Annotated in this window: 24 protein-coding genes and 1 tRNA gene; 11 read left to right on the top strand and 14 right to left on the bottom strand. The window is 65.0% G+C overall.

The genetic code is table 11. From position 1 onward, the window contains the following. Nucleotide 1 precedes the first annotated feature (1 nt). The 6 genes from E8M84_RS03110 (at nucleotide 2) to E8M84_RS03085 (ending at nucleotide 5,856) form a co-directional block, all read left to right on the top strand. Nucleotides 2-2,299, top strand: coding sequence for a copper-translocating P-type ATPase (locus E8M84_RS03110; RefSeq protein ID WP_170971834.1), 2,298 nt, complete (start codon nucleotides 2-4; stop codon nucleotides 2,297-2,299). A 105-nt stretch (nucleotides 2,300-2,404) separates the two neighbouring features. Beyond that, complete coding sequence (locus E8M84_RS03105; protein ID WP_240790272.1) at nucleotides 2,405-2,596, top strand: heavy-metal-associated domain-containing protein; 192 nt, start codon at nucleotides 2,405-2,407, stop codon at nucleotides 2,594-2,596. 87 nt (nucleotides 2,597-2,683) lie between these two features. Continuing rightward, on the top strand, nucleotides 2,684-2,995 hold the full coding sequence (locus tag E8M84_RS03100) for a hypothetical protein (RefSeq protein WP_137109706.1): 312 nt from the start codon (nucleotides 2,684-2,686) through the stop codon (nucleotides 2,993-2,995). A 54-nt stretch (nucleotides 2,996-3,049) separates the two neighbouring features. Beyond that, the gene (locus tag E8M84_RS03095) at nucleotides 3,050-4,528 is read left to right on the top strand and encodes a multicopper oxidase family protein (protein ID WP_137109705.1); all 1,479 of its coding nucleotides are present in this window, start codon (nucleotides 3,050-3,052) and stop codon (nucleotides 4,526-4,528) included. Nucleotides 4,529-4,542: 14 nt separating this feature from the next. Further along, the gene (locus E8M84_RS03090) at nucleotides 4,543-5,397 is read left to right on the top strand and encodes an exo-alpha-sialidase (protein ID WP_137109704.1); all 855 of its coding nucleotides are present in this window, start codon (nucleotides 4,543-4,545) and stop codon (nucleotides 5,395-5,397) included. Between the two features lie 3 nt (nucleotides 5,398-5,400). After that, complete coding sequence (locus E8M84_RS03085) at nucleotides 5,401-5,856, top strand: hypothetical protein (protein WP_137109703.1); 456 nt, start codon at nucleotides 5,401-5,403, stop codon at nucleotides 5,854-5,856. A 319-nt stretch (nucleotides 5,857-6,175) separates the two neighbouring features. On the opposite strand, the gene E8M84_RS03080 is transcribed toward E8M84_RS03085, so the two are convergent. Continuing rightward, nucleotides 6,176-6,260, bottom strand: a tRNA-Leu gene (locus E8M84_RS03080). A 152-nt stretch (nucleotides 6,261-6,412) separates the two neighbouring features. Between E8M84_RS03080 and E8M84_RS03075 the strand changes: the two genes are divergently transcribed. Then, nucleotides 6,413-7,399 carry a complex I NDUFA9 subunit family protein gene (locus E8M84_RS03075; protein ID WP_137109702.1) on the top strand — a complete coding sequence of 329 codons (987 nt, stop codon included), beginning with the start codon at nucleotides 6,413-6,415 and terminating at the stop codon, nucleotides 7,397-7,399. A 4-nt stretch (nucleotides 7,400-7,403) separates the two neighbouring features. Further along, nucleotides 7,404-8,204 carry an undecaprenyl-diphosphate phosphatase gene (locus tag E8M84_RS03070; RefSeq protein WP_137109701.1) on the top strand — a complete coding sequence of 267 codons (801 nt, stop codon included), beginning with the start codon at nucleotides 7,404-7,406 and terminating at the stop codon, nucleotides 8,202-8,204. Between the two features lie 49 nt (nucleotides 8,205-8,253). Here the strand turns inward: E8M84_RS03070 and E8M84_RS03065 are convergent, their stop codons facing one another. From E8M84_RS03065 to E8M84_RS03015, 11 genes are all read right to left on the bottom strand, one after another. Beyond that, nucleotides 8,254-9,699: an APC family permease gene (locus E8M84_RS03065; RefSeq protein WP_137109700.1), complete on the bottom strand. Its 1,446-nt coding sequence runs from the start codon at nucleotides 9,697-9,699 to the stop codon at nucleotides 8,254-8,256. Nucleotides 9,700-9,785: 86 nt separating this feature from the next. Continuing rightward, complete coding sequence (locus tag E8M84_RS03060) at nucleotides 9,786-10,304, bottom strand: flavin reductase family protein (protein ID WP_170971833.1); 519 nt, start codon at nucleotides 10,302-10,304, stop codon at nucleotides 9,786-9,788. A 4-nt stretch (nucleotides 10,305-10,308) separates the two neighbouring features. Then, nucleotides 10,309-11,649 carry a glutamine synthetase family protein gene (locus E8M84_RS03055; RefSeq protein WP_137109698.1) on the bottom strand — a complete coding sequence of 447 codons (1,341 nt, stop codon included), beginning with the start codon at nucleotides 11,647-11,649 and terminating at the stop codon, nucleotides 10,309-10,311. Then, complete coding sequence (locus E8M84_RS03050) at nucleotides 11,639-12,322, bottom strand: TetR/AcrR family transcriptional regulator (protein WP_137109697.1); 684 nt, start codon at nucleotides 12,320-12,322, stop codon at nucleotides 11,639-11,641. The genes E8M84_RS03055 and E8M84_RS03050 overlap by 11 nt, the downstream gene beginning before the upstream one ends. Continuing rightward, nucleotides 12,319-13,602 (bottom strand): alpha/beta fold hydrolase, encoded by a 1,284-nt coding sequence (locus E8M84_RS03045; RefSeq protein WP_137109696.1) that lies wholly within the window; start codon nucleotides 13,600-13,602, stop codon nucleotides 12,319-12,321. The genes E8M84_RS03050 and E8M84_RS03045 overlap by 4 nt, the downstream gene beginning before the upstream one ends. Beyond that, entirely contained in the window at nucleotides 13,602-14,942 is a 1,341-nt protein-coding gene (locus tag E8M84_RS03040; protein ID WP_240790271.1) for an acyl-CoA dehydrogenase family protein, read from the bottom strand. The genes E8M84_RS03045 and E8M84_RS03040 overlap by 1 nt, the downstream gene beginning before the upstream one ends. Further along, nucleotides 14,939-15,991, bottom strand: a complete 1,053-nt coding sequence (locus E8M84_RS03035) for a peptidase M29 (protein WP_137109695.1) — start codon at nucleotides 15,989-15,991, stop codon at nucleotides 14,939-14,941. Before E8M84_RS03035 ends, E8M84_RS03040 begins: the two co-directional genes overlap by 4 nt. A gap of 130 nt (nucleotides 15,992-16,121) precedes the next feature. Beyond that, complete coding sequence (locus E8M84_RS03030) at nucleotides 16,122-16,754, bottom strand: flavin reductase family protein (RefSeq protein WP_137109694.1); 633 nt, start codon at nucleotides 16,752-16,754, stop codon at nucleotides 16,122-16,124. Next, complete coding sequence (locus tag E8M84_RS03025; RefSeq protein ID WP_137109693.1) at nucleotides 16,754-17,683, bottom strand: carbon-nitrogen hydrolase family protein; 930 nt, start codon at nucleotides 17,681-17,683, stop codon at nucleotides 16,754-16,756. The genes E8M84_RS03030 and E8M84_RS03025 overlap by 1 nt, the downstream gene beginning before the upstream one ends. A gap of 98 nt (nucleotides 17,684-17,781) precedes the next feature. Beyond that, nucleotides 17,782-18,705 carry a fumarylacetoacetate hydrolase family protein gene (locus E8M84_RS03020; protein WP_137109692.1) on the bottom strand — a complete coding sequence of 308 codons (924 nt, stop codon included), beginning with the start codon at nucleotides 18,703-18,705 and terminating at the stop codon, nucleotides 17,782-17,784. A 9-nt stretch (nucleotides 18,706-18,714) separates the two neighbouring features. Further along, nucleotides 18,715-19,836 carry a cupin domain-containing protein gene (locus tag E8M84_RS03015; protein ID WP_137109691.1) on the bottom strand — a complete coding sequence of 374 codons (1,122 nt, stop codon included), beginning with the start codon at nucleotides 19,834-19,836 and terminating at the stop codon, nucleotides 18,715-18,717. A gap of 132 nt (nucleotides 19,837-19,968) precedes the next feature. Here E8M84_RS03015 and E8M84_RS03010 point away from each other — a divergent pair, with 132 nt between their 5' ends. Beyond that, nucleotides 19,969-20,613, top strand: a complete 645-nt coding sequence (locus tag E8M84_RS03010) for an FCD domain-containing protein (RefSeq protein WP_137109690.1) — start codon at nucleotides 19,969-19,971, stop codon at nucleotides 20,611-20,613. Between the two features lie 548 nt (nucleotides 20,614-21,161). Then, nucleotides 21,162-22,010: a hypothetical protein gene (locus tag E8M84_RS03005; protein WP_137109689.1), complete on the top strand. Its 849-nt coding sequence runs from the start codon at nucleotides 21,162-21,164 to the stop codon at nucleotides 22,008-22,010. A 307-nt stretch (nucleotides 22,011-22,317) separates the two neighbouring features. Here the strand turns inward: E8M84_RS03005 and E8M84_RS03000 are convergent, their stop codons facing one another. Then, nucleotides 22,318-23,307 carry an MDR family oxidoreductase gene (locus E8M84_RS03000; protein ID WP_137109688.1) on the bottom strand — a complete coding sequence of 330 codons (990 nt, stop codon included), beginning with the start codon at nucleotides 23,305-23,307 and terminating at the stop codon, nucleotides 22,318-22,320. A gap of 97 nt (nucleotides 23,308-23,404) precedes the next feature. Here E8M84_RS03000 and E8M84_RS02995 point away from each other — a divergent pair, with 97 nt between their 5' ends. Beyond that, a complete protein-coding gene (locus E8M84_RS02995) occupies nucleotides 23,405-24,289 on the top strand; it encodes an NAD(P)-dependent oxidoreductase (RefSeq protein WP_137109687.1) in 885 nt (294 codons plus the stop codon). A 35-nt stretch (nucleotides 24,290-24,324) separates the two neighbouring features. Here the strand turns inward: E8M84_RS02995 and E8M84_RS02990 are convergent, their stop codons facing one another. After that, nucleotides 24,325-24,984: a hypothetical protein gene (locus tag E8M84_RS02990; RefSeq protein ID WP_137109686.1), complete on the bottom strand. Its 660-nt coding sequence runs from the start codon at nucleotides 24,982-24,984 to the stop codon at nucleotides 24,325-24,327. Nucleotides 24,985-25,022 lie beyond the last annotated feature (38 nt).

Below are 25,022 nucleotides of genomic sequence, written 5' to 3'. Positions count from 1 at the left end.
CATGACCCACGATCACGATGCTCACCGGATCTACACCTGCCCGATGCATCCGGAAGTCCGCCAACACGGGCCGGGGAACTGTCCGATTTGTGGGATGACCCTGGTCCCGGCGGATGAGCCGCCGGTTGCTGTGAAGCCCGTGGAGAGCAGTTTCGACACGGTGCCCGAGGGCTGGCACGGGCCGGTCTACACCTGCCCGATGCATCCTGAGGTGCGTCAGGCCAAGCCCGGCTCTTGTCCGATCTGCGGGATGGGGTTGCAGCGCGAGGTGAGCAGCGCGCTGGTTGAGGGGCCAAACCCGGAACTGGTGGACTTCACCCGGCGGATGTGGGTCGGGGTCGTGTTTACGGTGCCTCTGCTTGTTCTGGCGATGGGGCCAATGCTGGGCCTTGGCTGGGTGCGCGGCATCTACGGTGAACGCCCTTCGATGTGGATCGAATTGGCTTTGGGGACTGCAGTGGTCCTCTACTGCGGCTGGCCCTTCCTGGTGCGGGGCTGGGTGTCCTTCATGACCTGGCGGCTCAACATGTTCAGCCTGATCGCGATGGGCGTCCTGGCCGCCTGGGGGTTCAGCGTGGTGGGCGTCTTTGCCCCCCATGTCTTCCCCGACGGCTTCCGGGACGATATGGGTCATGTCGGCCTCTACTTCGAGGCGGCGGCGGTTATCGTCACACTAGTCCTCGTCGGTCAGGTGATGGAGTTGCAGGCCCGCGAGGGCACCGGCCTCGCGATCCGGGCTTTGCTGGACTTGGCCGCCAAGACCGCGCGGGTGATCCGGCCCGACGGGACCGAGGCCGAACTGCCATTGGAAAAAGTGCAGGTAGGCGACCATCTGCGGGTGCGGCCCGGTGAGAAGGTGCCGGTCGACGGTGTGGTGCTGGAAGGCCGGTCCTCGGTCGACGAAAGCATGATCTCGGGCGAGCCGGTTCCGGTTGAGAAAGTCACTGATGACCCGGTGACTGGCGCGACGATAAACGGCACCGGCGCTCTGGTCATCCGGGCGACGCGGGTGGGGTCGGACACGCTGCTCAGCCAGATCGTCGAGATGGTCGCGAAGGCGCAACGGTCGCGGGCGCCGATCCAGAAATACGCGGACTACGTCGCGGGCCTGTTCGTGCCCGCAGTCATGGCTGTGGCCGTTCTGGCGTTTCTCGCCTGGGCGGCGTGGGGGCCGGAACCGTCGCTCTCTTACGGGCTGGTCGCTGCTGTCTCTGTCCTTATCATCGCCTGTCCCTGTGCATTTGGTCTCGCGACGCCGATGTCAATCATGACCGCCACCGGGCGCGGCGCGCAGGTCGGGGTGCTGATCAAAAACGCCGAGGCGCTGGAACGGTTCGAGACCATCGACACGCTGATCGTCGACAAGACCGGCACCCTGACCGAGGGCAAGCCCCGCCTGATCGCGGTCTTGCCCGAACCAGGCCACGACGAGGCCGAGGTGCTGCGCCTTGCCGCCTCTCTGGAGCGTGGGTCCGAGCATCCCCTGGCCGAAGCCATCGTGCGCGGAGCCGAAGAACGCGGCGTGCAGATGGTCGAGGCGAGCGATTTCGAGGCGATCACCGGCAAGGGCGTGAAGGGAGTCGTCTACGGGCGGCCGGTGGCGCTGGGCAACCTGCGGCTGGTGCAGGACATGGACCTCAGCGGCGAGGCTTTGGTCGCCAAGGCCGATGCCCGCCGTGATCAGGGCGAGACGGTGATGTTCATCGTGCTGGACGGGGCGGTGGCCGGGCTGGTCAGCGTGGCGGACCCAGTCAAGGAGAGCACTCCAGCCGCGCTGAAGGCTCTGCACGCGCAGGGCCTGCGGATCATCATGGCGACCGGCGACAACGACCGCACGGCGCAGGCCGTCGCCGCGCGCCTTGGAATCGACGAAATCCGTGCCGACGTGCTGCCGCAGGACAAGGCCCGCATCATTCGCGAGCTGCAGGAGGCCGGGCATCGCGTGGCGATGGCAGGGGATGGTGTCAACGACGCGCCGGCGCTGGCGCAGGCCGACGTAGGCATCGCGATGGGCACCGGGGCGGATGTGGCGATCGAAAGTGCAGGCTTCACGCTGGTGAAGGGCAACCTTGATGGGATAGTCCGGGCGCGGAAGCTGTCGCGGGCGACGATGCGAAACATTCGGCAGAACCTGTTCTTCGCACTGATCTACAACGCGGCGGGAGTGCCCGTGGCGGCGGGCCTCCTCTACCCTTTCACCAGCATCCTGATCGGCCCGATCTTCGCCGCCTTCGCGATGAGCGCCTCGTCCCTGTCTGTGGTGCTGAATGCGCTGCGGCTGCGGCGCGCGGAAATTTGACCCCCGTGCGCGAATTAATTCGATGCGAGGCTTGACCCTCCCACGGTGGGAAGCCCCATCTTGAGGCAACAAGGACCGGACTCTCCGGTCACAAGGAGACAGACGATGCTGAACCTGCACATCCCCAACATGAACTGCGGCGGCTGCGCCCGGAGTGTCACCGCCGCAGTCCGCTCGGTCGATGCCGAGGCCAAGGTCGAGCCGGACCTGCCCGCCCGCACAATCGCGGTCGACACGAAGCTGCCAGAAGTCACCGTGCGTGAAGCGCTGGCCGAGGCCGGGTTCGCCGCCGCCTGACGTGAAACTGCGCTGGCGGGCTTGATCCTAATCATGTCCGCCAGCGGTGAAAGCTGCGACTCTTGTTGCAAAGATGGAACGGACCGGATGCTGCGCTTTTTCGCCCTCATCTGCTCGCTGGCCCTGATGCTGGCGCCCATGGCCCAGGCGCAGTCGGGTTGCCCGATGGCAGCGGCGGTGGGGATGCATGCGACGCTTGGGGCGGACCATCAGATTCCTGCCTCAAGCCACCCGGCGCAAGCCTGCAAGCAGCTCTGCGCCGTCGTTGCGATCCTGATCCCGCCCGAAGATGTCAGCACGCCCTTCGTCACCGTCCGCCCTGCCCCCTTGCGCGTGGCTCGGTTGATCGATCGTGAACGTCCTGACCCCTCCGAACGCCCGCCGAAAGGCCTGGTCTGAACCGTTTCCTTCAGACCCGGGCGCGGGACGCGCCTGCCTTTTCGGAGCATTGACATGCACACTCTCTCTCGTCGCGGCTTCCTTGCCGCCAGCGCGGCCCTTGCCGCACCCCTGTTCCTTCCGCGCGGCCTGCGGGCCGAAACCGCCCCCCGCCTGTTGCGGGCCACCACCCGCACGCTGGACATCGGCGGCCGCGCCGTCAGCGCGAAGGGCATCCTGAATGACCAGGGCACGACCGGCCTGATCCTGAATCCGGATGAGGCGTTCCGGCTGGACCTGGTCAACGAACTCGACACGCCCACCATCCTGCACTGGCACGGCCAGATCCCGCCCAACGCGCAGGATGGCGTCCCAGACATGCCGCAACCGGCGCTTGCGGCGGGCGAACGGCGGTCCTTCGACTTTGCCGCCACCCCCGGCACGCACTGGATGCATTCCCACATCCCGGTGCAGGAGATGGAGCTTCTCGCCGCGCCCCTTATCGTGCGGCGGGCCGAGGATGTGGCGGCCGACCGGCAGGAGGTGGTGATCCTCCTCCAGGACCTCAGCTTCCGCCCGGCCGAGGAGGTGCTGGCCGAGATCACTGGTAGCACGGGCGGCATGGCGCATGACATGGGCGCGATGGGCCATGACATGGGCGAAATGGACATGGGCGGCATGGACATGGGTGGGATGGGCCACGACATGTCCATGATGGACGGCATGTCGATGGGGGCGATGGACCTCAACGACTTCAACTTCGACGCCTATCTCGCCAACGCCCGCACGCTGGACGACCCCGAAGTCGTGGCCGTCGACAGAGGTGGTCGCGTGCTGTTGCGGATCATCAACGGCTCGGCCGCGACGGTGTTCTGGATCGACACCGGAGCGCTACAGGGACGGGCGGTGGCGACCGACGGCAACCCGATCAACCCGGTCGCGGGCAGCCGCTTCGGCCTCGCCATGGGCCAGCGGCTGGACATCGAGCTGGATCTGCCGGCGGAGGGCGGGGCTTTTCCGGTCCTCGCGCTTCGCGAAGGCGCGATGGAACGGACCGGGATCATCCTGGCCACCAAAAGCGCAGCGATCGACCGGATTGCGGGGACGTCCGACACGGCGCATCCGGCCTTTTCCGGCGACCTCAGCCAGGAGACGCAGTTCAGCGCGCTGGTGCCGCTGGCGGACCGGCCGGTGGACCGCGCCGACACCCTTTTGCTGGGCGGGTCGATGATGCCTTATCTCTGGACCATCGACGGGCAAAGCTGGGGCACCCACGGTCCGGTGGACGCGCGGACCGGGGAGCGCGTCCAGCTGACCTTCCACAACATGTCGATGATGGCCCATCCGATGCACCTGCACGGGCATCACTTCCAGGTCGTGGCCCTGAACAGGCGCGCGGTGAACGGGGCCCGGCGCGACACGTTCCATGTCCCGCCGATGGGCATGGTCACCGTGGCGCTTGACGCGGGCGAGGCGGCGCGGTGGATGCTGCACTGCCACCACATGCCGCACCTGGCCACCGGCATGATGACCGAATTCGTGGTGTCAGCATGAAGGGGGACCGTCACATGCTTCGCCTTGGTTTGATAGCGCTGCTGGCCACGCCCGCCATGGCGCAGGACAGCCTGCCGCTGTCAGAGCTGATGTCCGCCACCCATGTCCACGGCATCGGCCCCGGATCGGGCGGCGCGGACAGCTTGACCTTGGCCACCCACAACGGGCTCTGGGCGGTCGATCTGTCCAGTAGCACGGCAACGCGGCTCGGTGGCTCGCAGGACGATTTCATGGGCTATTCGGCGGTCCTCGGCAGCCCCGGCACCGCCTTTGCCAGCGGCCATCCGGCGACGGGCGGCAACATGGGGGTGATCCGGACTGACAATGCAGGGCAAAGCTGGACCCATGTCTCGAACGGGCTGGACGGACCGGTCGACTTTCACAGCATGGAGGTCAGCCGCGCCGACCCCGCGGTGATCTACGGTATCGACCACGACCGCCGCGTCCAGCGCAGCGCCGATGGCGGGGTGACCTGGGAGGCGACGGGCGAGGCGCCGGAGAAGCTGATCGATATCGCCACCGCCCCCCGCGATGCCGCCATGCTTTACGCGGCGACGGAGACGGGCCTCTTCCTCAGCCCCGACGGCGGCGCGACCTGGCAGCCGGTGATCGAGGGCGTGCCCGTCTATACCGTCGATGCCGGGGCGGATAGCGTGGTCCGGGCAGTGGACCTTTCGCGGGGCCTGGTGACGCTGTCCGAGGGCGGAGAGATCACTTCGGTCTCCTCTGACCTGCCCGACGGCTATCTCCTGTTCCTCGCCACAACCTCGGTCGATCCCCTTCGCCTTGCAGCCCTATCGGCCAAAGGGCGGCTGGTCGTCTCTCAGGACGGGGGCGCAAGCTGGATCGATGCCCTCACCGGTGACTGACCCATGACCCTCCCCGCTGCCCAACCCGCCGCCAGACCGACAATCCTGCGCTTTCTGGCGGCGATGGCGGCGGGCAACCTGCTGTGGGAAGTGGCACAAGTGCCGCTCTACACCCTGTGGGTCGACGGCAGCTGGGGCCAGATCGGCTATGCCGTCCTGCATTGCACCGTCGGTGACGTGATGATCGCGGGCATCTGCCTGCTTCTGTCTCTGGCCGTGCTTGGGCGCAACGCCTGGCCACTTCAGCGATTTGGCGCTGTCGCTGCGGCCACCGTGCTCCTTGCCTTGAGCTATACAATCTTCTCGGAATGGCTGAACACCGAGGTCCGCGAAAGTTGGGCCTATCGCGAAGCTATGCCCCGCCTGCCGGTCCTGGGCACCGGCCTTACCCCGGTCCTGCAATTGATCGTGGTCCCGGTGCTGGGATTCCGGTGGGCGCCGCCGCGGGCAGGCAGATGACTGCTCCCCGCCCTTCGCGTCCGCTCAGTCGCTTTCGACCCACAATGATCACATCTTCAATGGGCGGAAGGGAAGATCTGTACCACAGCGTAGGGGCAAGGTCGTTGCACGCCAAAGGCTGGACGGGGAAAGGTGGCGTCCGCCCTCATACCTGGACGCGACGGTATTTGTTCTTAGGACCTCGCAAACCCATCTGGACGTCAGACTTTGGCGGACTCCCTAAGACAGGGCAACAATATGCAAAAGGGGGATTGGTCGGGGGATCAGAAAGACAAAAACCCAGCAACATATTAATGTTGCAGGGTTTTCTTCAAAGTAATGGTGCCCAGAAGAGGACTCGAACCTCCACGCCTTGCAGCGCTGGTACCTGAAACCAGTGCGTCTACCAATTCCGCCATCTGGGCACTGATGGGCGATGTAACGGGGCCATTTGGCAGAGTCAACGGCCCCGCCACGAAATTTCGCACGTCCGCTTTGGCCTTGCCCGGACCGGACGGCGCGGATATTCATCCGCCAGGATTCCGGTGCCCCAAGGCGCCCTTTGGAGATTGCGCGGATGAGCAAGCTGGTCACCATCTTTGGCGGTTCGGGCTTTGTCGGACGCTACATCGCCCGCCGCATGGCAAAGGAAGGCTGGCGCGTCCGTGTCGCCTGCCGCCGCCCGAACGAGGCCCTGTTCGTCAAGCCCTACGGCACGCCGGGCCAGGTCGAACCGATGGCCTGCAACATCCGCGACGATGCCTCGGTCCGCGCGATGATCCGGGGCGCGGACGCGGTGGTGAACTGCGTCGGCATCCTGAACGGGCTGGGCAAGAACACCTTCGACGCGGTGCAGGCGAAAGGCGCAGGCCGGATCGCCCGGATCGCTGCCGAAGAAGGCGTCGGGACCATGGTCCACGTCTCTGCTATTGGTGCCGACGCGGGCTCGGCCAGCGACTACGCCCGCACCAAGGCCGAAGGCGAAGCGGCGGTGCAGGCCGCTTTCCCCGGCGCCGTGATCCTGCGTCCCTCGATCATCTTCGGGACCGAGGACGGCTTCTTCAACCGCTTTGCCGGGATGACCCGCATGGGTCCGATCCTGCCCGTCGTCGGCGCCACAACCCGCTTCCAGCCGGTCTATGTCGATGACGTGGCCCAGGCCGCCGTGAAGGGCGCGCTGGGTCAGGCGGCCCCGGGCATCTATGAACTCGGCGGGCCCGAGGTCGACAGCTTCCGCGGGTTGATGGGCCGCATGCTCAAAGTGATCCAGCGCCGCCGCGCCGTGATCGGCATCCCGTTCTTTGTCGCCCGGATCTTGGCCTTCGGCTTCGACATGCTGCAGGCCGTGACGCTTGGCCTGATCGAGAACAAGATGCTGACCCGCGACCAGGTCCGCAACCTCGCGCAGGACAACGTTGTCGCCCCGGGTGCGAAGGGTCTTGCCGACCTTGGCATCAACCCGACTGCGATGGAGGGCGTCCTGCCCGAATACCTGTGGCGCTACCGCCCGGCCGGCCAGTATGCGGCGATCAAGGATTCGGCGAAGAACCTGAAGAAGGCCTGAGGACGTGGACACCACGCTGACGGCAGCCATTCTGGGGCTTCTGGAAGGGCTGACCGAGTTTCTGCCGGTGTCGTCGACCGGGCATCTCTTGCTGGCAGGCCATTTCCTCGGCTTCGAATCCAAGGGCCGCACCTTCGAGGTGGTGATCCAGCTTGGCGCAATCCTGGCGCTTTTCTCGGTCTACGCGGCCCTGATCACCCGGCTCCTGCTGCGCGCCCGGCACGAAGAGGCGGCACGGCGCTCCATCGTTTCGGTGCTGCTGGCCTTTCTTCCGGCGGTCTTTGTGGGAGTCCTGGCGCATGACTTCGTCAAGACCGTGCTGTTTGAAACTCCCGCGCTGATCGCGGTCATGCTGATCCTGGGCGGCATAGTCCTTCTGGTGATCGACCGGATCGCCCCTCCCCCGGCTCACACCGATGCCTTGGCCCTGCCCTTCGGCAAGTCGCTGGTCATCGGGTTTTGCCAGTGCCTTGCCATGGTGCCTGGAGTGTCCCGGTCAGGCGCCACAATCGTCGGCGCGCTGATGCTGGGCGTCGAAAAGCGCGCAGCGGCTGAGTTTTCGTTCCTGCTGTCCTTGCCCACCATGGGCGCGGCGGTCGTCTACGACCTGTACAAGAACCGCGACGTGCTGGACTTCGGCGCCGTGTGGGAAATCGCTGTCGGCTTCGGCGTGGCCTTCCTGACCGCCGTAATCGTGGTGCGCTGGGTGCTGAACTTCATCAGCCGCAACGGCTATGCCTTGTTCGGTTGGTGGCGGATCATCGTCGGTGGCGCTGCGCTCATCGCGCTTCAGCTCGGCTACTGATCGTAGTGTTGCGGGGCGGACACCACACGCCCGCCCCGCAGTCTTGGTTTCAGGCCTGGCTCTGGCCCATCTTGGCGAACCGTGCCGGATCAGCCGACTTCAGCCGCATCGCCAGAAGGTAACCAATGACACCCCCCAGCGGGATCAGCGCAGGCAGGATCCAGCTCAGCGAGCCACCCGTGGTCCCGGTCAGGTCGCCGTAGTTGAGGAAGATGTAGACGAACAGCGCCGCCATGATCAGACCGGCAATCGCTGGCAGGATCTTGGTCGACAGCGGTGAGCCGCCACCCTGCTTGGCAAAGAAGGCGATCACCGACAGCGAGGTGATGGCCATCATCCCGATGACGCCCAAGGTGCCGATCTGGCTGATCCAGGTGAACATGTTCAGGATCGGGTCCAGTCCCATTCCGGCAAAGATCGCTAGCACGATCAGCGCGCCGATGGTCTGCGTGACAGAACCGATATGCGGGCTCTGGTGCGCGTCGTGGGTCTTGCCGAAAGCCTCGGGCAGCAGGCCGTCACGCCCCGCCACATAGGAATAGCGGGCGATATAGTTGTGGAAGGCCGACAGTGCTGCAAACAGGCTGGAGACCAGAAGTAGACCGGCAATCATCGAAACGGTCGAGTTGGTGTAGGTCTCGGCCAGGATGAAGAAGTGCGCCGTCGGGTCTTCCAGCCCGCCGAGGGTCTCCAGCAGCTTGTCGGCCCCGGTTCCAGCGATCATCAGCCAGGTGGTGAAGACGAAGAACACGCCGATCATCAGAATCGAAAGGTATGTCGCGCGCGGAATGGTCCGCTCGGGGTCCTTCGCTTCTTCGCCATAGATCGTGGTGGCCTCGATGCCGATGAACGACCCCAGGCAGAACAGGATGGCCGCAGTCAGCGACCCCGACGACAGCGCCGAGAAGTCCAGGATGTTGACCGCAAGTCCGTTTCCTTCGGCCCCGCCTGCGCCCAGGATCGCGAAGTCGACGATCAGGACGATCAGGTATTCCAGGCCGACCAGGACCACCATCACCTTGGCCGACAGGTCAACCTGCCGGTAGCCCAAGATGCCCACCAGCGCGATGGCGATCAGGCTGTAGACCCACCAGTCAAGGTTGATGCCGAACTGGCTGAAGACCCCGGCCGATACGCCGCCCAGAAGGCCGATCAGGCCGAACTGCATGGTGTTGTAGGCGACCAGCGCCATGACGGCCACTGCCCCGCCCATACCACCGCCCAAGCCCCGCGCGGCATAGGCGTAGAAGGCGCCCGCGTTGATGACATGCCGGCTCATCGCGACATATCCGGCCGCGAAGGCCAGCATGATCAGCGTCAGCAGGATGAAGGTCAGCGGGATCCCGGTCCCGTTGCCCAGCAGAAAGGCCAGCGGCATGGCCCCCGCGACCCCGGTCAGGGGTGCGGCAGCCGAGATGACCATGAAGGTCACGGCGACAAGGCCCAGCGAGTTCCGGCGCAGCCGGTTCGGGCCGATTTCGGTAAAGTCTGACATGTTCCCTCCTTGTTGCGCGGTGACCGGTCTTCTTGCCGGTTCACCCTTGACCCGCGGTCGATACGCCCCGCGAAATACTTAACATATTAACTATCTCCGCCGAGATGTATAGCCTTTCTGTAGGCCCTCTGCCCGTAGAGAAGCGCCGAACCCGAGCCGGACAGCCGCACTGCCGCGACCCGACCGACGATGATGTGATGCGTCTCCCACAACAGCGCTGTTGCCAGGCGGCACTCGAACACCGCCGTTGCCCCCGACAGGACCGGCTGCCCCAAAGCTCCGGCTTCCCACGTGGCGCGGTCGAAACGGTCCTTGCGTTCGGTCCCGCTGCGCCCGGCGAACAGGTTCGCCAGCTCCTGCTGGCTTTCGTCCAGAAGGTTGGCGCAGAACGCCCGGTTCTGCAGGATGGCCGTCGCCGCCGGGGATTGCCGGTTGATGCAGACCAGCAGAGACGGCTGCTCGCCATCAGCGGAAACCGAGGTCAGCGACGACACCGTCACTCCGTCCCGCCCGCCTTCGCCATCGGTGGTCGCCACCGCAACAAAGGTCGCGGCGCGGCTCATCCCCTCGACAAAGGCGGCGCGCAGGTCGGCAGCTTCAGTCATCGCTCTATCCAAGGTCAAAGAAACGCTCCAATTCCACATCCGGGACTTTCCGGCGAAACTCGTCGTGCTGAGACTCGCGCGTTGCAGTGAAGCCGTCAACGAAACGATCACCCAGCCAGTCACGGGCAAAGTCCGACGCCCGCAGCCGCGCAATCGCCTCGGGCATCGACCGGGCAAAGTCGCGGGTCGGCGCCTGGCTGTAGCCCGAACCGATGACTTCCGGGTCCGGCTCGATCTTGTTCACGATCCCCGCGATCCCCGCCGCAAGCGTGGCCGCCGTCGTAAGGTAAGGGTTCGTATCCGCCCCCGGCAGCCGGTTTTCCACCCGCAAGGACCCCGGATCATGGCCAACCAGCCGGAAACAGGTCGTCCGGTTCTCGTACCCCCAAGTCAGCCCGGGCGGAGCAAACGTGCCCGGTGCAAAGCGGCGATAGCTGTTCACCGTGGGCTGGAAGATCAGCGTCATGTCCCCGACATAGGCCTGCAACCCGCCCAGAAAATGGCGGAAGGTCTGGCTGACGCCGTTCTTCTGGCTCGCATCCCAGAACACCGGCACCCCCGCCTTGTCCTTCAGGCTGACATGCAGGTGGATCGACTGGCTGTCCGCCGCCTCGTTCCAGCGCGGCATGAAGGTAACCGACTTGCCCTGCCGCAGGGCCAGCGCCCGCAGGAAGTTCTTCAGGATCACCAGCTGGTCCGCAGGCTCCAGCCCGCCCCCGGCCGCAATGCAGCACTCCATGAACCCCGCGCCGATCTCTTCGTGCATCTTGGCGAGGTCGACCTTCAACGGCTCGCAGATCGCCGACAGCGCCTCGTACCATTCCGTCTGCACCGCCTGGTACAGGATCAGATCGTGGCTCGCATGCTGGGTCGCGGGCTTGAGGTTACGATAGCCCTTGGCCTTGGCGCTCTCCGGCGTCTCGTCGAACAGAGTATATTCCAGCTCCATCCCGTATTTCGGGAACAGACCCGCCTCAGCCGCCCGCGCCAGGACCTTGGTCAGGATCGACCTCGGGCACAGCTCGGCCGACGCGCCGGTGAAGTTCGACAGAACCAGAAGATCATGGCCCGGCTTCGACCACGGCAGGCGGCGCACGGTGGAGGGGTCCACCACCAGCGGATCGTCATGGAAGTCCCCGCTGTCGTCATTCACCCCCGGCAGGTTCAGATGCACATCTGTCGGGTCCAGCGCCAACTGCGCCGGGGCCATGCCCATCCCCGCCTTGGCAATCCCCTTCAGACTGCCCACCGACACCATCTGCCCGCGCAGAAGTCCGTTGGTATCGGTCATCGCCACCGTGGCAAAGCGGCTGCCGGGGTCGGCGAGGTAGTCGTCAAGCGTCATGGGTCACCTGTTGCGAAGGGGCGCTTGCAAGCGCTTCAAGTTGTGTAAGGTCCGGCCCCGGGGCGGTCGAATAGGCCTTCAGGAACACCCGCAGACCGTTCGTGATGTACCGCGCCAGCGTCGCGCGATCCGGCACGGCATCCGGCATGTACAGGGCCTGAGTCCGGGGCGCCGAAAGGATCAGACCCCAAAGGTCCTGCGCGGCAAGTTCGGTATCCGCAAACTCAAGCCGCCCTGCGTGACGCTGCCCATCCAGATAGCGCATGATCCCGCGCAAAAGGTGGTCTGGTCCGCTGGCCTGATAGGCCCGCCCGATCTCGGGAAACCGCTGCACCTCGCCAATGATCAGCCGGGCCAGCGACAGCATCTCGGGCCGCATCACCGTATCGGCATAGGCCCAGGCAAAGATCAGAAGATCGCCGACCATTCCGGCTTGTGAGGGATGCTCGAACACATCCAGCATCGCGTCGCGCTTGCCCAGCATCATCGCCTGGAACAGCGATTCCTTCGACGGGAAGTAGCTGTACAGCGTCGGCTTCGTCACTCCCGCCTCCGCCGCCACTGCATCCATCGAGGCGCCCGTGTAACCTTGCGCCGCAAACACCTTCAGCGCGGCATCCAGGATCGCCCGCTCGCGGTTCAGCCGGTTCTGCTGGCGGCGGGGCAACGTCATGTCAGGCGCCCCAGCAGGTCGAGAAGCGGGGCGTTGTAGGCCTCGGGCGCTTCGACGTTGCAGACGTGTCCGGCCCCGGCGATCACCTCGAACCGCACATCCGGGCGGGGCGCCATGTCCCAGATGCGTCCTGCAACGCCCCGGATTTCTGCCGGAGGTGCCAGCCGGTCATGCTCTCCGGTCATCATCAGGACCGGCATCGTCAGGCGCGCGAAGTCGAACCGCTCCAACGGGTTGGTAAAGCACAACAGCGCGTCGCGGTAGGTGGCCGTCGGGATTGCGGCCATGCTGTCGAACAGCCGCTGCCGGATCGCCTCTGACGCGCCGGGGCTAGCCAGGACCTTTACAACGGCAGGCGCAAAGTCGGCTGGGGTCTGGCCCGCATTCAACGGCACCTCGCGGCTCACGCGGAACGCCTCGCGCTCATCCGGCCCTGCCTCGGACATGCCTGTGCAGCCGCCAGACAGGACCAGCCCGTCCAGCATGTCCGGATGGCGCATCGCGAAGGACGTGGCGATCCAGGATCCGTAGGACAGCCCCACCAGCACCAGCCGTTTCGCCCCCAGCTTCTCCACCACCCGCAGAATGTCGGCGCAATAGTCGTCCACCGTGGACTGCCGCGCACCCAGAGTGCTGTCGCCATACCCCCGCAAATCCAGCGCCGCCGCCCGCATCACCCCGCCCACGGCCTGCAGCTGGTCCACCCAGTTCGACCGCCCGCCCCCGATCCCGTGCAGGAACAAGCAAAGCCGCCCATCGCCAAGGTCCGGAGTCACGGTCAATGCCAGCCGGGGCAGGTCGTCGAAGACCAGCGTCTCGACCGAGGCGAGCGGCCAAGAGGGCGAATTCTCGACCACTGGCAACTTTGCCGTCGCCAGTGCCGCAATCCCCGCTTCGAAAACCGCTTTCGTCCCCTCGCAGATCGCCCCCAGCCGCCCGGCCGGGGCCCGCACCGTCGCCGTCCAGTTGAGCACCGACCCACCCGCCTCGGCCGGGGTCACCGTCACCCGAGCGTCATAGGCCTCGCAGTCGCGGATGCCCTCCAGATGGGTGTAGCCCACCACCCGGTCGCTGTCCGAGAAGTACGTCTGCTGTTCCCGATAGACAGTATCCTCACCCGTCACAGTGAAGGCACGGACCAAAGCCCCCTGCGGCCCCCGCTCCTCGCGGATCGTTGCCACCCACGGATGCCAGGCGCCGCAGAAATCCCGCAGCACCCGCCAGACGTCGTCCGGCGCCCGGGCCACATAGCCCTGAACCTGGACGACGTCACGCCCCATCAGCGCAGGCCCCGCAGCGAACCCGCATCCCCCCGCCACAGCGAGTTTCTCGCCCCGCCCTCATCCCCGGGCGCCGAGTCCAGTTCGGACATCTCGTACAGCGCCAGGACCCCGATGTAATCCTCCATGATCTCAGAGGTATAGGGCAGCATCAGCGCCCCGCAGCGGCTGTCGCGGTACATCCGCTCCAGCGGCAGCGACTTCAGCATCGACTGCCCGCCACAGGTGCGAATCGCCAGCGCCGTCATCTCTTGCGCGCCCTCCATCACGTTGTACTGCGCCGCATACATCCGCATGACCTCGGCCTTCGAGGGCATGCCTTTGGCTTCCGAAAACGCCTGCCACCACAAGGCACGCATGTTCGCGAGGCGGGCATACATCTTCGAAACCGCCACCCGCTTCGTCGCATACATCCGCCGGTCGATCGGCGGCTGGCCGGGGACTTGGCCCTTGAGGTAAGCGATGGTGAAGTCATAGGCGCCCTGCGCCACGCCCATGTAGGTGGGGGAAAGCGTCGCCATCATGTGCGGCCAGTTCGGCAGCGTCTTCCCGAAGATCCCCCGCGGCATCAGCAGGTCGTCCTTGTTGACGAAAACGTCTTTCAAAATCAGGTCCCGGCTGTTCGTCCCCCGCATCCCCAAGGGGTCCCACTCGCCCTTCACCGTCAGGCCGGGCGTGTCCTTGTGGACCACGAACAGCATCGTGTCCTCATGCCGGGGCTCCACGCCCTCGAACACTTCGGTGCAGACGATGGTGTAATAGTCGCAATAGCCCGCCAACGAGGCGAACTTCTTGAAGCCGTTGATCTTCCACCCGCCCTCGACCGCGCGGCACTGGGTCTGGTTCGGCTTCGACGTCCAGTTCTGCCCGCCCTCAGAAATCGGCTGCGAATAGATCGCCCGCTCCTTCATTGCCCGGGTGAACTGCCGCGCGCGCAAGGGCGCAAACTCCGCCCGCTCCGCCTCGGTCAGGTTCGGCATGTCATACATGAACCGCGACCAGGCCATCGACGAGTTGTGCATGTTGAAAGTCAGCGCAGTCGCCCCGCAGTACTTGGCGATCTCGGCCCCGACCATGGCGTACTCGCCCATGGAAAAGCCCCAGCCGCCGAACTCCTCGGGGATCGACAGCCCCAGGAACCCCGCATCCGCCAGGTCCTTGTAGTTCGCCGTCGGGAACGATGCCTCGTCATCCACCGCCTTGGCGCGCGAGGCGAAGACCGGCCCCATCTCGTTGATCTTGGCCAGCGCGGTCGCGACTTCCGGGCGGACCCGGCTAATGTCGTAGTAATCAGCCGGGCTGCTCATCGGCATCACGGCTATGGGGGTTTGCACGTTCATAGGGCGAGGTCTCCTTGCAGAACGCCGTCCTTCACGACGACGCGCCCGTCGAGGGCGATGGTGCAGTTGCGCATCGGCAGGTCGAAATGGCCCAGCGTGTAGCGCCCGGCATATTGGTTCGCGCCCGTGGACCACAGGAAGGATCCGGCCAGCGCCCGGAACTCCACCGCCTGCATGTCGCGCTTGTCGTACATCGCCGCCGACACCCAGCGCGCGCCGGGGTGCATACCCCAGCCGACATGGCTCATCCCATAGGCGTTCCGGTCGTCCCAGGCTTCCATGTATTCGCGGAAGTGCAGGGCATCGATCCCGTCGCCCTTGATGGCGGTGACGAAGTCATCCTCGATGGTGAAATCGATCTGGCTGGTGAGATAGGTCTTGAAGGTCAGGTTCATGTCCCCGACCCCCATCACGATCCGCCCGTTCACCGCGTTCTGCCCCGGGAAGGCCAGGCACAGCCCACCCGGCCAATGCGCCACCGCGCCAGGAGTCGTCGCGAACCCCGCCGTCCCGCCACAAGGCGCGCCGCGCAGGTCCACCGTCAGGTCGGTCCCGATGGCCGAGGTCACCCGCATTTCCGACGCCTCGCGCAGCATCTGGATGCCAAGCTCAACCTTTGGCCCAAGCTCCGCCTTCGGCTCGGTCCGCTCCAGAATCTCCGGGTGTTCGTTGGTGATGACCAGCAGGCGCGTCCGCCCCGCCGCCTCGATCTCAGGCCATTCCGGCGCGTGGATCAACCCCTCGACCGTGCAGTCGACGATCACGTCCACCAGCTTCAGCGCCTCGATCACCGCGCGGTTGCCCTGGATCGCCCAGCTGGTCCCCGTCGACTTGACCGGAACCGGAGCCGTCTGCGGCGGCGTCGGCATCTGGATCATGCAGAAGTTGGCCCCCAGGTCGTAGGCCGCCAACTCGCACAGATGCACCAGCACGGGCCGCGACTGGGTTTCCGACATGATGGCAATCGGAGTGCCCTTGCCGATCCCGTTCAGCGCCAGCACCCGACGAAATGCCGCCAGCCATTTGCCTTCGACGCGTTCCTGCAGCATCGCGATGTTCCCTGTTGACGATTCGCGGCTTTGCGAATTTCTTAACTTGTGAGTAAAGTTTCACGAGCCTGCGACAATCTGTCAACATAATTTTCGAAAATCCTGCGACTTTCGATAGACCCTTGCCGATTCAGACCTTTCCCGCAGCCTGAAGCCCGGCCCAGGTCGGGCGCGGCAGCTCAAACCGGTCGTGGCTGCGGATGTATTCCGAACCGAAACTGCGGGCGACAAGGTCCAGCGCGTCGGTGTCGATATGCGCGCGCTCGGGGTTCTTGAGGTAGCGGTCCTCGATATGCACCGCCAGCACTCGGCCGATCACCACGGTCTGGCACGGCCCGGTGACGACCGAAGACAGCACGCGGCATTCAAAGGCGACCGGACTTTCGGCAATCCGGGGTGGGGCGATGTGCTCGCTGGGCAGCGTCGCCAGACCCGCCAAAGCCAACTCATCCACCCCGCGCGGGGCATCGGCCGAGGTCAGGTTCATCGCTTGCACCAGCCGTTCCGGCACAAGGTTCACCACCAACTCTCCCGTCTCAAGGATGTTCAGTGCGGTGTCCTTGAAGCCCAGGTCGGGTGCCGCCATCAGGCCCAGCGCAATCGTCGGCGGGGCCGAGCCCATGACGTTGAAGAACGAATACGGGGCGGCGTTGATGCCGTCCCTCCCCTTCGTCACCACCCAGGCGATGGGCCGGGGGATCACCGTTGCCGCCAGCAGCTTGTAGGCAATCGGCTCGGGCACCTGATCCAGATCGTAACGCATCAGACCTCCCGCACGGCAGGTTTGGCGCGGGTGTCCACCACCAGCTCGAACACATCGGGGCGGGCGTAATGGCCGGTTACGTCGAAATCGAACTTCGCCCGCATCACGTCCGCAGGGTCGATGTGAGCATAAAGAATGGTCTCGCCGCTGAAATCCGGCCCGGCCAGCACCTTGCCCATGGGCGAGATGATGGCCGATCCGCCGCGCATCATCACGCGGTCAGGCTCATCGCCCAGCGCGCTTTCATGCTCTGCCCCATAGGCCGCGCGGGTGATGTGCTGACACGCGGTCAGAACAAACGTCCGCCCCTCCATGGCTACATGCTGCATCGTCGGCAGCCAGGTGTCCCGGTCATCCGCCGTCGGCGCGCAGTACAGCGTCACCCCCTGGTGATACATGTGCATCCGCAGCGCGGGCATGTAGTTTTCCCAGCAGATCACCGCGCCGATGGTGCCGAGATCGGTCTTGAAGACAGGCATCGTGGACCCGTCGCCAAAGCCCCAGATCAGCCGCTCCCCTGCCGTCGGCATCAGCTTGCGGTGCTTGCCGACCAGCCCCTTCGCACCGTCAAAATAGAGGACCGTGCAATACAGCGTCGCCTTGTCGCGTTCGATTACGCCGACCACGGCGAACATGCCTGTCTCGGCGCAGGCCTCGGTCAGACAGGCGACCTCCGGCCCGTCCAGATCAATTGCTGCGGCGTGATAGCGGGCAAACGCCTCGCGCCCTTCGGGTTTGCGCATCCCGATGGGGGCACCAAAACTGGCCCCCTTGGGATAGCCGCCGATCAGCGCCTCGGGGAAGACCACCAGCCGCGCGCCATTTCCGGCAGCCTCACGCAGACGGGCGGCGGCTTTCTCGGCAGTTGCCAAAGGGTCCGAGGGGACCGAAGCCATCTGGACCACGGCTGCGGTAAAGGGGGTGGACATGGGACGCCTCCGCTATGGATGGGAGGCCCCGGGGGCGCTTCGCCCCCCGGACCCCCAGAGGATACTTAGGGACAGATGAAAAGGACTGGACCGGCAGGTCAATCCTCGGGCGTCGAATTCACCACCGGATTGCGCAGCGTGCCGATCCCCTGCACATGGCCCACCACGACATCACCCGGATGCAGCCATTCTTGCGGCGTCCGTCCCGCGCCAACCCCTTCCGGAGTGCCACTGGCGATGATGTCCCCCGGCTCCAGCGTGATCCCGGTCGAGATGTCGGCGATCAGTTCATCGACCTTGAACAGCATGTGACGCGTGTTAGACCGCTGCTTTTCCACGCCGTTGACCGTCAGCCACAGGTCCAGTGTCTGAGGATCGGGGATCTCGTCCGCCGTCACGATGCAGGGACCAAAGGGGGCATAGCTATCCATCCCCTTGGAGAAGATCCACTGCCCCGCCCGCCGGTTGTCGCGGGCCGACACGTCGATCATCACCGAATAGCCAAAGACATGCGCCAGCGCGTCCTTGCGCGCGACGCGCCGGGCCGTGGTGCCGATGATAACCGCCAGCTCCACCTCCCAGTCCAGCTGCTTGGTAATCTTCGCATTGTGCTCGATCGCATCCCCCGGCCCGATCACCGAGGTCGGCGGCTTGGAAAACACCACCGGCTGTTTCGGCAGGTCCTTCGAGGTGTCCAAGGAGGCCGCGCTTTCCGCGACATGCTCGACATAGTTCAACCCGATGCCGAAGATATTCTTCCGGGGCCGTGGGATCGGCGCCAGCAGCCGCACATTTGCGAGCGCGGTGGCCGAGCCCGGCTTGTGGTGGCCCCCTGCGGCCTCCAGACAGGCGCGCAAAGTCTCCAGCCCCGGACGCCCCGTGTCGATCAGCCCCAGCATCGACACAGGCAGGCTTTCGCCCTGACCCTCCGCCAGCCGTTCCACATCGACGACCAGATCGCCCTCGATCACCCCAAGCCTCGCCGCGCACTCGACGGACGCGCGATACGTCACCAGTTTCATGGTCTTTCCCTACAAAAGCGGCTGCTGGCCGCCGTTTTCCCCAAAGGCCTCTTCGCGGTAAAGGCCAAGCGCCCGCATCACCGGCAGATCGTTCAGACAGAAGAGGCACGCATCCTCGCGGTCCGAGCCGTTGACATGCTCATGCCAGGCCCAGGAGGGCACGCAGAAGATGTCGCGCTCGGCCCAGTCGAACCGCTTGCCGTTGATGATCGAATGCCCCCGCCCCTTGGCCACATGGTACAGGTAGCTCCCCGTATGCCGGTGCGCCCGCGTATGCTCCCCCGGCCGCAGCATCTGCATGCTCGCCCCCAGCGTCTGCATCACCGGCCCGTTCGTCACCGGGTTCACATATTCCATCATCACCCCATCGAACGGACTGCCATCCGTGCACCCCGCATACTTCGCCAAAGCCTCATAGGTCGGCGCCCACTCATACTTGAACATCGGGCTATAGCCCTTGCGCCAACTCTCGCCATAGGGCGTCAGCCCCGGATTGCCCCAGGTCTTCGTCATATCATCGACGGCATACCCGACCACCTGGTTCAGGTCCGGATGCACCTCGTAGAAATTCGCCTCCATCGCGTTGACGAAGGGGATGTCCAGCCCGTCCTGCCACAGACACAGCGACCCGTCCTCTGAGACCCCATGCTCATGCCAGGTCCCGTTCGGCGTCAGCACAAAGTCATTCGCCCCCAGCGTCATCTTGTGGCCATCAACCACCGTGTACGCCCCGCGCCCCTCCATGATGAACCGGATCGCAGAAGCCGAATGGCGGTGCGCGCTCGCCACCTCGCCCGGGTTCATCACCTGCAGCCCCGCGTAGATCCAGCCCACCGCCGCCGCCACATCCTGCCGCCCCGGATTGTTCAGGTAGATCACCCGCCGCCCCGCCTTTTCCGGCGTCACCAGGTCCACCGACCGGATCACATGTTCCCGCAGATCGCGATAGCGCCAGACCACCGGCACCGACTGGCTCTTCGGCTGCCACGGCTCGATCTTGTTCGCCACCGTCCACAGGGCCCCCGCATGGAACCCCTCCAGCTCCTCGTAATAGGCCAACAGCTCCGGCGTATCCTCGACATTGGCCCGCCCGATCACATCCTCTCGGTGGTTCTCGCGTCCACTGGCCATGACAGCCCTCCCTGTTCCGATGCCCCAACCATGCCAGCACATATTTTCGATGGCAACCATGATTTTCGAAAATTATCGAATTGCACGGTCAACCTGCTCTGGCTACACTCGCCGCCAGACAAGGATGCCCCCATGACCCTGGCCGAAAAAGCCTATGTTTCCCTGCGCAAGGACATCGTCGAGGGCTGCTTCGCCCCCGACAGCCCCCTGCGCCTCGCCGACCTGTCCGAGCGTTACGGCATGGGCTTCTCCCCCCTGCGCGAAGCGCTGAACCGCCTGCAGGCCGAGCGTCTCGTCACCGCCGAATCCCTCCGCGGCTTCCGCGTCTCCGCCCGCTCCCTCGCCGAATTCGAGGACGCCCTCCACGCCCGCCTCCTCGTGGAAACCGAGGCGCTCCGCCTCTCCATCGCCCACGGCGACGACGCGTGGGAGGCCTCCGTGGTCGCCGCCCTCTACGCGCTCCGCCGCCAGGCCGGTCGCGCGGATGGCGACGTGGACGAGTTGAAAACCCGCCACCACGCCTTCCACCGCGCGCTGCTGGCCGCTTGCAGGTCGGACTGGCTTCTCGACTTCTTCGAACGCCTCTACGCCGCGACCGAGCGCTACCGCATCCCCGCCCTCACCGCCGCCGGCCCGCAGAAACGCGACATCGACGCCGAACACGGAGCCATCGCCGACGCCGTCCTCGCCCGCGACACCGAGCTGGCCGAACAGCTCCTCCGCGACCACTACCTCCGCACCGCCACGACGATCCGCAGCGGCATGTCCCCCGCCTGAACTATAACCTCCGCCGCACCCGTAGGTCGGGCTTCAGCCCGACTCCCCGCCCATCGCCAGCCGCCCCTCCCGCGTAGGGTGCGCATTCATTGCGCACCATCCACCCGCCCCCCGTAGGGTGGGCAATTTGCCCACCACCCCGAGCAACACAGGGCCGCGCCCTCCCTCGGGCGGGCGCCGCAACGGTCGAGGGAGGCGCTTTATGGTTCAACCCCTCCCACCGCAGTTCGGCAGACTGCCGCTGCAAGAGCGCCCTCCCGGGGGGAGGGAGGGCGCGGCCCGGCGGGCTTACGCCCTTGATTCCGGGCCAGGAAGATAGCGCCACAAACCAGTCCGATCAGCCAATCACCGAAAGAAGCTACTCGCCAAGTATCCGATCCAAAAGACGAAGGAGAGCTCCGAGACCTAAGGCGCCGTTTGGTAGATTCCGCCGGTGCGATTTACGAGATGGAAACCATCGAAACCTAACCTATTGAGCTAGAATCGTTTTAATTCATTGAATCTGCACGATTCTTCGGGCATCATTGCGAGCAGTTTGGGAGCCGATCATGACGGTATGTGTGGCAGTCAAGGTGCACGACTGCATCGTCTTTGCAGCCGATAGCGCCACTTCACTGTCGGCCGTCGATGGAGCCGGGAACCAAGTGATCATCAACATCTATGAGAACGCCAACAAGGTGTTCAACCTCCACAAGGGCCTGCCGATTTGCGCCATGACTGCAGGCATCGGGAACTTTGGGCCATCTTCAATTTCGACAATGTCTAAGGATCTCAGGCGTTTGTTTGCGTCTGACGACCCGGAGTGGAAGTTGGAGCCCGAGAACTACACAATTGAAGAGGTGGCGCAAAAGGCGCGCCGGTTCTTCTTCGAAAGGCGCTTTGCAGCGACGGATCCTGCCCCGCAGGGCACGTTCGACTACTGGATCGGTGGATACTCGGCGGATGCAGAACTCGGTGAAATTTGGCGGATTCAGATCCAGAACGGGAACTGCGGAGCCCCGGTTTGCGTTGCTACCCAGGATCAAACGACTATCGAGTGGGGTGGCCAGCCTGAGGCGATAAATCGCTTGTTGCTCGGGTACGGCCAAGCGCTTCCGCAAGCGCTTCTAGACGCCGGTCTAGAGCCAGACAAACTAGACGGTTTGCTGCGACATATCGTCCAGCGCTCACAAGCCAATGTTCTGTCGGACGCGATGCCCGTGATCGATGCCATCAAACTGGCCGAGTTCTTGGTGGACACTACAAAGAAGTTTGTGCAGTTCCTCCCGGGCGGAAACACGGTCGGCGGGGCGGTGGATATCTCGGCGGTGACGAAGCACGAGGGCTTCAAGTGGATATCTCGGAAGCACTTCTACGACCAGCGGTTCAATCCTTTGGAGACTGACCATGCAAAATGATCGTTCGTCTATCCTGCTGTTCGACCCAATGCCCAAGCGCGATGTTGATTTGCCGCCTATGGTAGTGCGCCCGGTTGAGCCAAAAGCAGGGTCCCTGAGGCGTGACCCAGCACCAATTCCTCAAGCGCTAGAAGAAGCGCTCGCCAACATCCGCGTCTAGGGTACCGTATCGTCTTAGATACGGCTAGGAGTGGTCGCCCGAGAGGGGTGGTGGTTTCGGCCCCCACCCCCTTAACAAACCCCTAACGCCCACAGCTAACCCATTGGAATCCCTTGCGGCCTCCACCCTGTCCTGCGTGGACAGACCTCACCCGTTCACGTCTACCACCACCCGGCCCTGCACGCCCCCCTTCAGGATCGCCGCCCCCAAGCCAGGCAGGTCCGCCAGCACCGCAGGCCGCACCATCGCCTCCAGCTTCTCCATCGGCAGGTCCGACACCACCCGCCCCCAGGCCCGCACCCGCCGCTCATAAGGAACCGTCACGGAATCGATCCCCAGCAAGTTCACCCCCCGCAGCAGGAACGGGATGACCGAGGCAGGCAGCGCCGCCCCCCCCGCCAGCCCCACCGCCGCCACCGACCCCCCGTACTTCATCTGCCCCAGCACCCGCGCCAGCATCGCGCCCCCGACCGCATCCACGCACCCCGCCCAGGTCTCGCTCTCCAGGGGCCGCTTCACCGTCTCCGCCAGCTCCTCCCGGGGAACAATCCGGCTGGCCCCAAGGTCGCGCAGATACCCCTCCGTCTCCGGCCGCCCCGTCACCGCCGCGACCTGGTAGCCAAGCCGCGCAAGCAACGCGACCGCCACCGACCCGACGCCGCCAGCGGCCCCCGTCACCAGCACCTCACCCTTTGCCGGCGTCAGCCCATGCTCCTCCAACGCCATCACCGCCAGCATCGCCGTGAACCCCGCCGTCCCCACCGCCATCGCAGCCCGCGTCGTCAGCCCATGGGGCAGCGGCACCAGCCAGTCCGCCTTGACCCGCGCCTTCTGGGCATACCCGCCCCAATGCACCTCCCCCACCCGCCAGCCGGTCAGCACCACCTTGTCACCGGGCTTGTAGCGGGCATCGTCCGAAGCCTCGACCACGCCCGCAAAGTCGATCCCCGCTACATGCGGCCAAGCCCGCACGATCCCCCCGCCGGTCGGAGACAGCGCCAGACCGTCCTTGTAGTTCAGCGTCGAATACTCGACCGCCACCGTCACATCCCCCACCGGAAGCGCGCTGTCCTCCAGCTCCCGCACCCGGGCCACGGCAGCATCGCCTTCCTTCTCCAGAACCAGTGCGCGGAACATCTTCGGCCTCCCATTTTGCTCTCCCCAAGTCGTCCCCGAGGAAGCCGGATTGTCAACCCGGGCGACCTGCCGCACTCTGCCCGCAAAGGAGACTCCAATGACCCAGGAACACATCGGTTTCATCGGCACCGGCCTGATGGGCCACGGCATGGCGAAGAACATCGTGGAGAAGGGCTACCCCCTCACCGTCACCGCCCACCGCAACCGCGCACCCGTCGACGATCTGCTGACACGGGGCGCGACCGAGGCCACCATCGAAGACCTCGCCGCCCGCGCGACGATCATCTTCCTCACCCTCCCCGGCTCACCCCAAGTGGCCGAGGCCGTCGCGAAGATGACCCCCCACCTCAAACCCGGCACGGTGATCGTCGACTGCTCCACCTCCGACCCCACCGTCACCGAGCGCCTCGCCACCGACCTCGCCGCCAAAGGCATCCACTTCGCCGACGCCCCCCTCTCCCGCACCCCGAAAGAAGCGTGGGAGGGCACGCTCGACTGCATGGTCGGCGCGGACCCCGGGGTCTTCCAACGCATCCAGCCCGTCATCGCCACATGGGCCGGTAAGATCGTCCACATCGGCCGCGTCGGCGACGGCCACCGGATGAAGCTTCTGAACAACTTCCTCTCCCTCGGCTACGCCGCGATCTACGCCGAGGCGCTGGCCCTGGCCGCCAAGGTCGGCATCTCTACCGCCACGTTCGACAGCGTGATCCGCGGCGGCCGGATGGACTGCGGCTTTTACCAGACCTTCATGGGCTACGCGCTGGAGGGCAACCGCGAGGCGCACCGCTTCACCCTGTCGAACGCCTACAAGGACCTGCGCTATCTGGAGAGCATGGCCAACGCCGCCACCGTCACCACCACGATGGCGAGCGCGGCGAAGAACAGCTTTGCCGGGGCCGTGGCGCAGGGCGGCGCGGGGCCGGAGGACTATGTGCCCCACCTCACGGATTTCGTGGCGCGGGCGAATGGGGTGGAGTGAATTGTCCTGCAGCCGCAAGTTCCGACTACAGGAGGTTAAGTGTCAGCAAACTGGGGGTCTTTCCGCATCCGATCGAAGATCTTCTCAACATCTGACGTAAACTGAATCTTGAACTCTTCGCCACCGTCTCCGATGCGCTCGACCCGAAAGAAGCGTCGTTCTAGCCTTTCAGGACTAGTCTCGTGGAAGACGTCAAGAAAGCGCACAGATACGCAGACTTCAGGATACAAGCGCGTTCCCTTTGCAGGTCGAGTAAATGCATCATCTTCGAGACCCGATACCATTATGCCACCTTCGAAGTGACCACCCGCTCCAAGGTCTGGGAATATAGTGTCAAACGACCCCCACTCAGCCACACTGACTTGGACGTAGATTTGGCTGGCTGGAGATTGCCCTGTGTTGGACAGGTTTACTCGGAAGATCCAAAAACTCTTGCCGACTTGTCCGGCCTGAACTTGCGTCAGCTTGACGTCGAGGTAGGCTCTGGCCTGCAGCTCTCCGATCCGGCGAGTATCTTGCGCCATGTCCTGCGTCGCGCGAAGGGTCAACCAAAGAAATATCGCGGCGATGAAACTGAAGACAGCGACCAGCCAGTTTGCCAAGGTATCTTTGGACGTTACTAACGTACCGTCATGTTTCCACCATCCGGGTATGCCATCAGACAACCAAGCGAAACACAGGACGGCAATGGCCAACCCAGCCACAAGGCCGAACGCGAGACCGGCGTACCATC

The sequence above is a fragment of the Rhodobacter sp. SY28-1 genome, from assembly GCF_005222785.1.
In the GTDB taxonomy this organism is placed as follows: domain Bacteria; phylum Pseudomonadota; class Alphaproteobacteria; order Rhodobacterales; family Rhodobacteraceae; genus Tabrizicola.
Note: the sequence above shows the minus strand (reverse complement) of the source record. Positions and strands in the feature narration are given on the sequence as shown.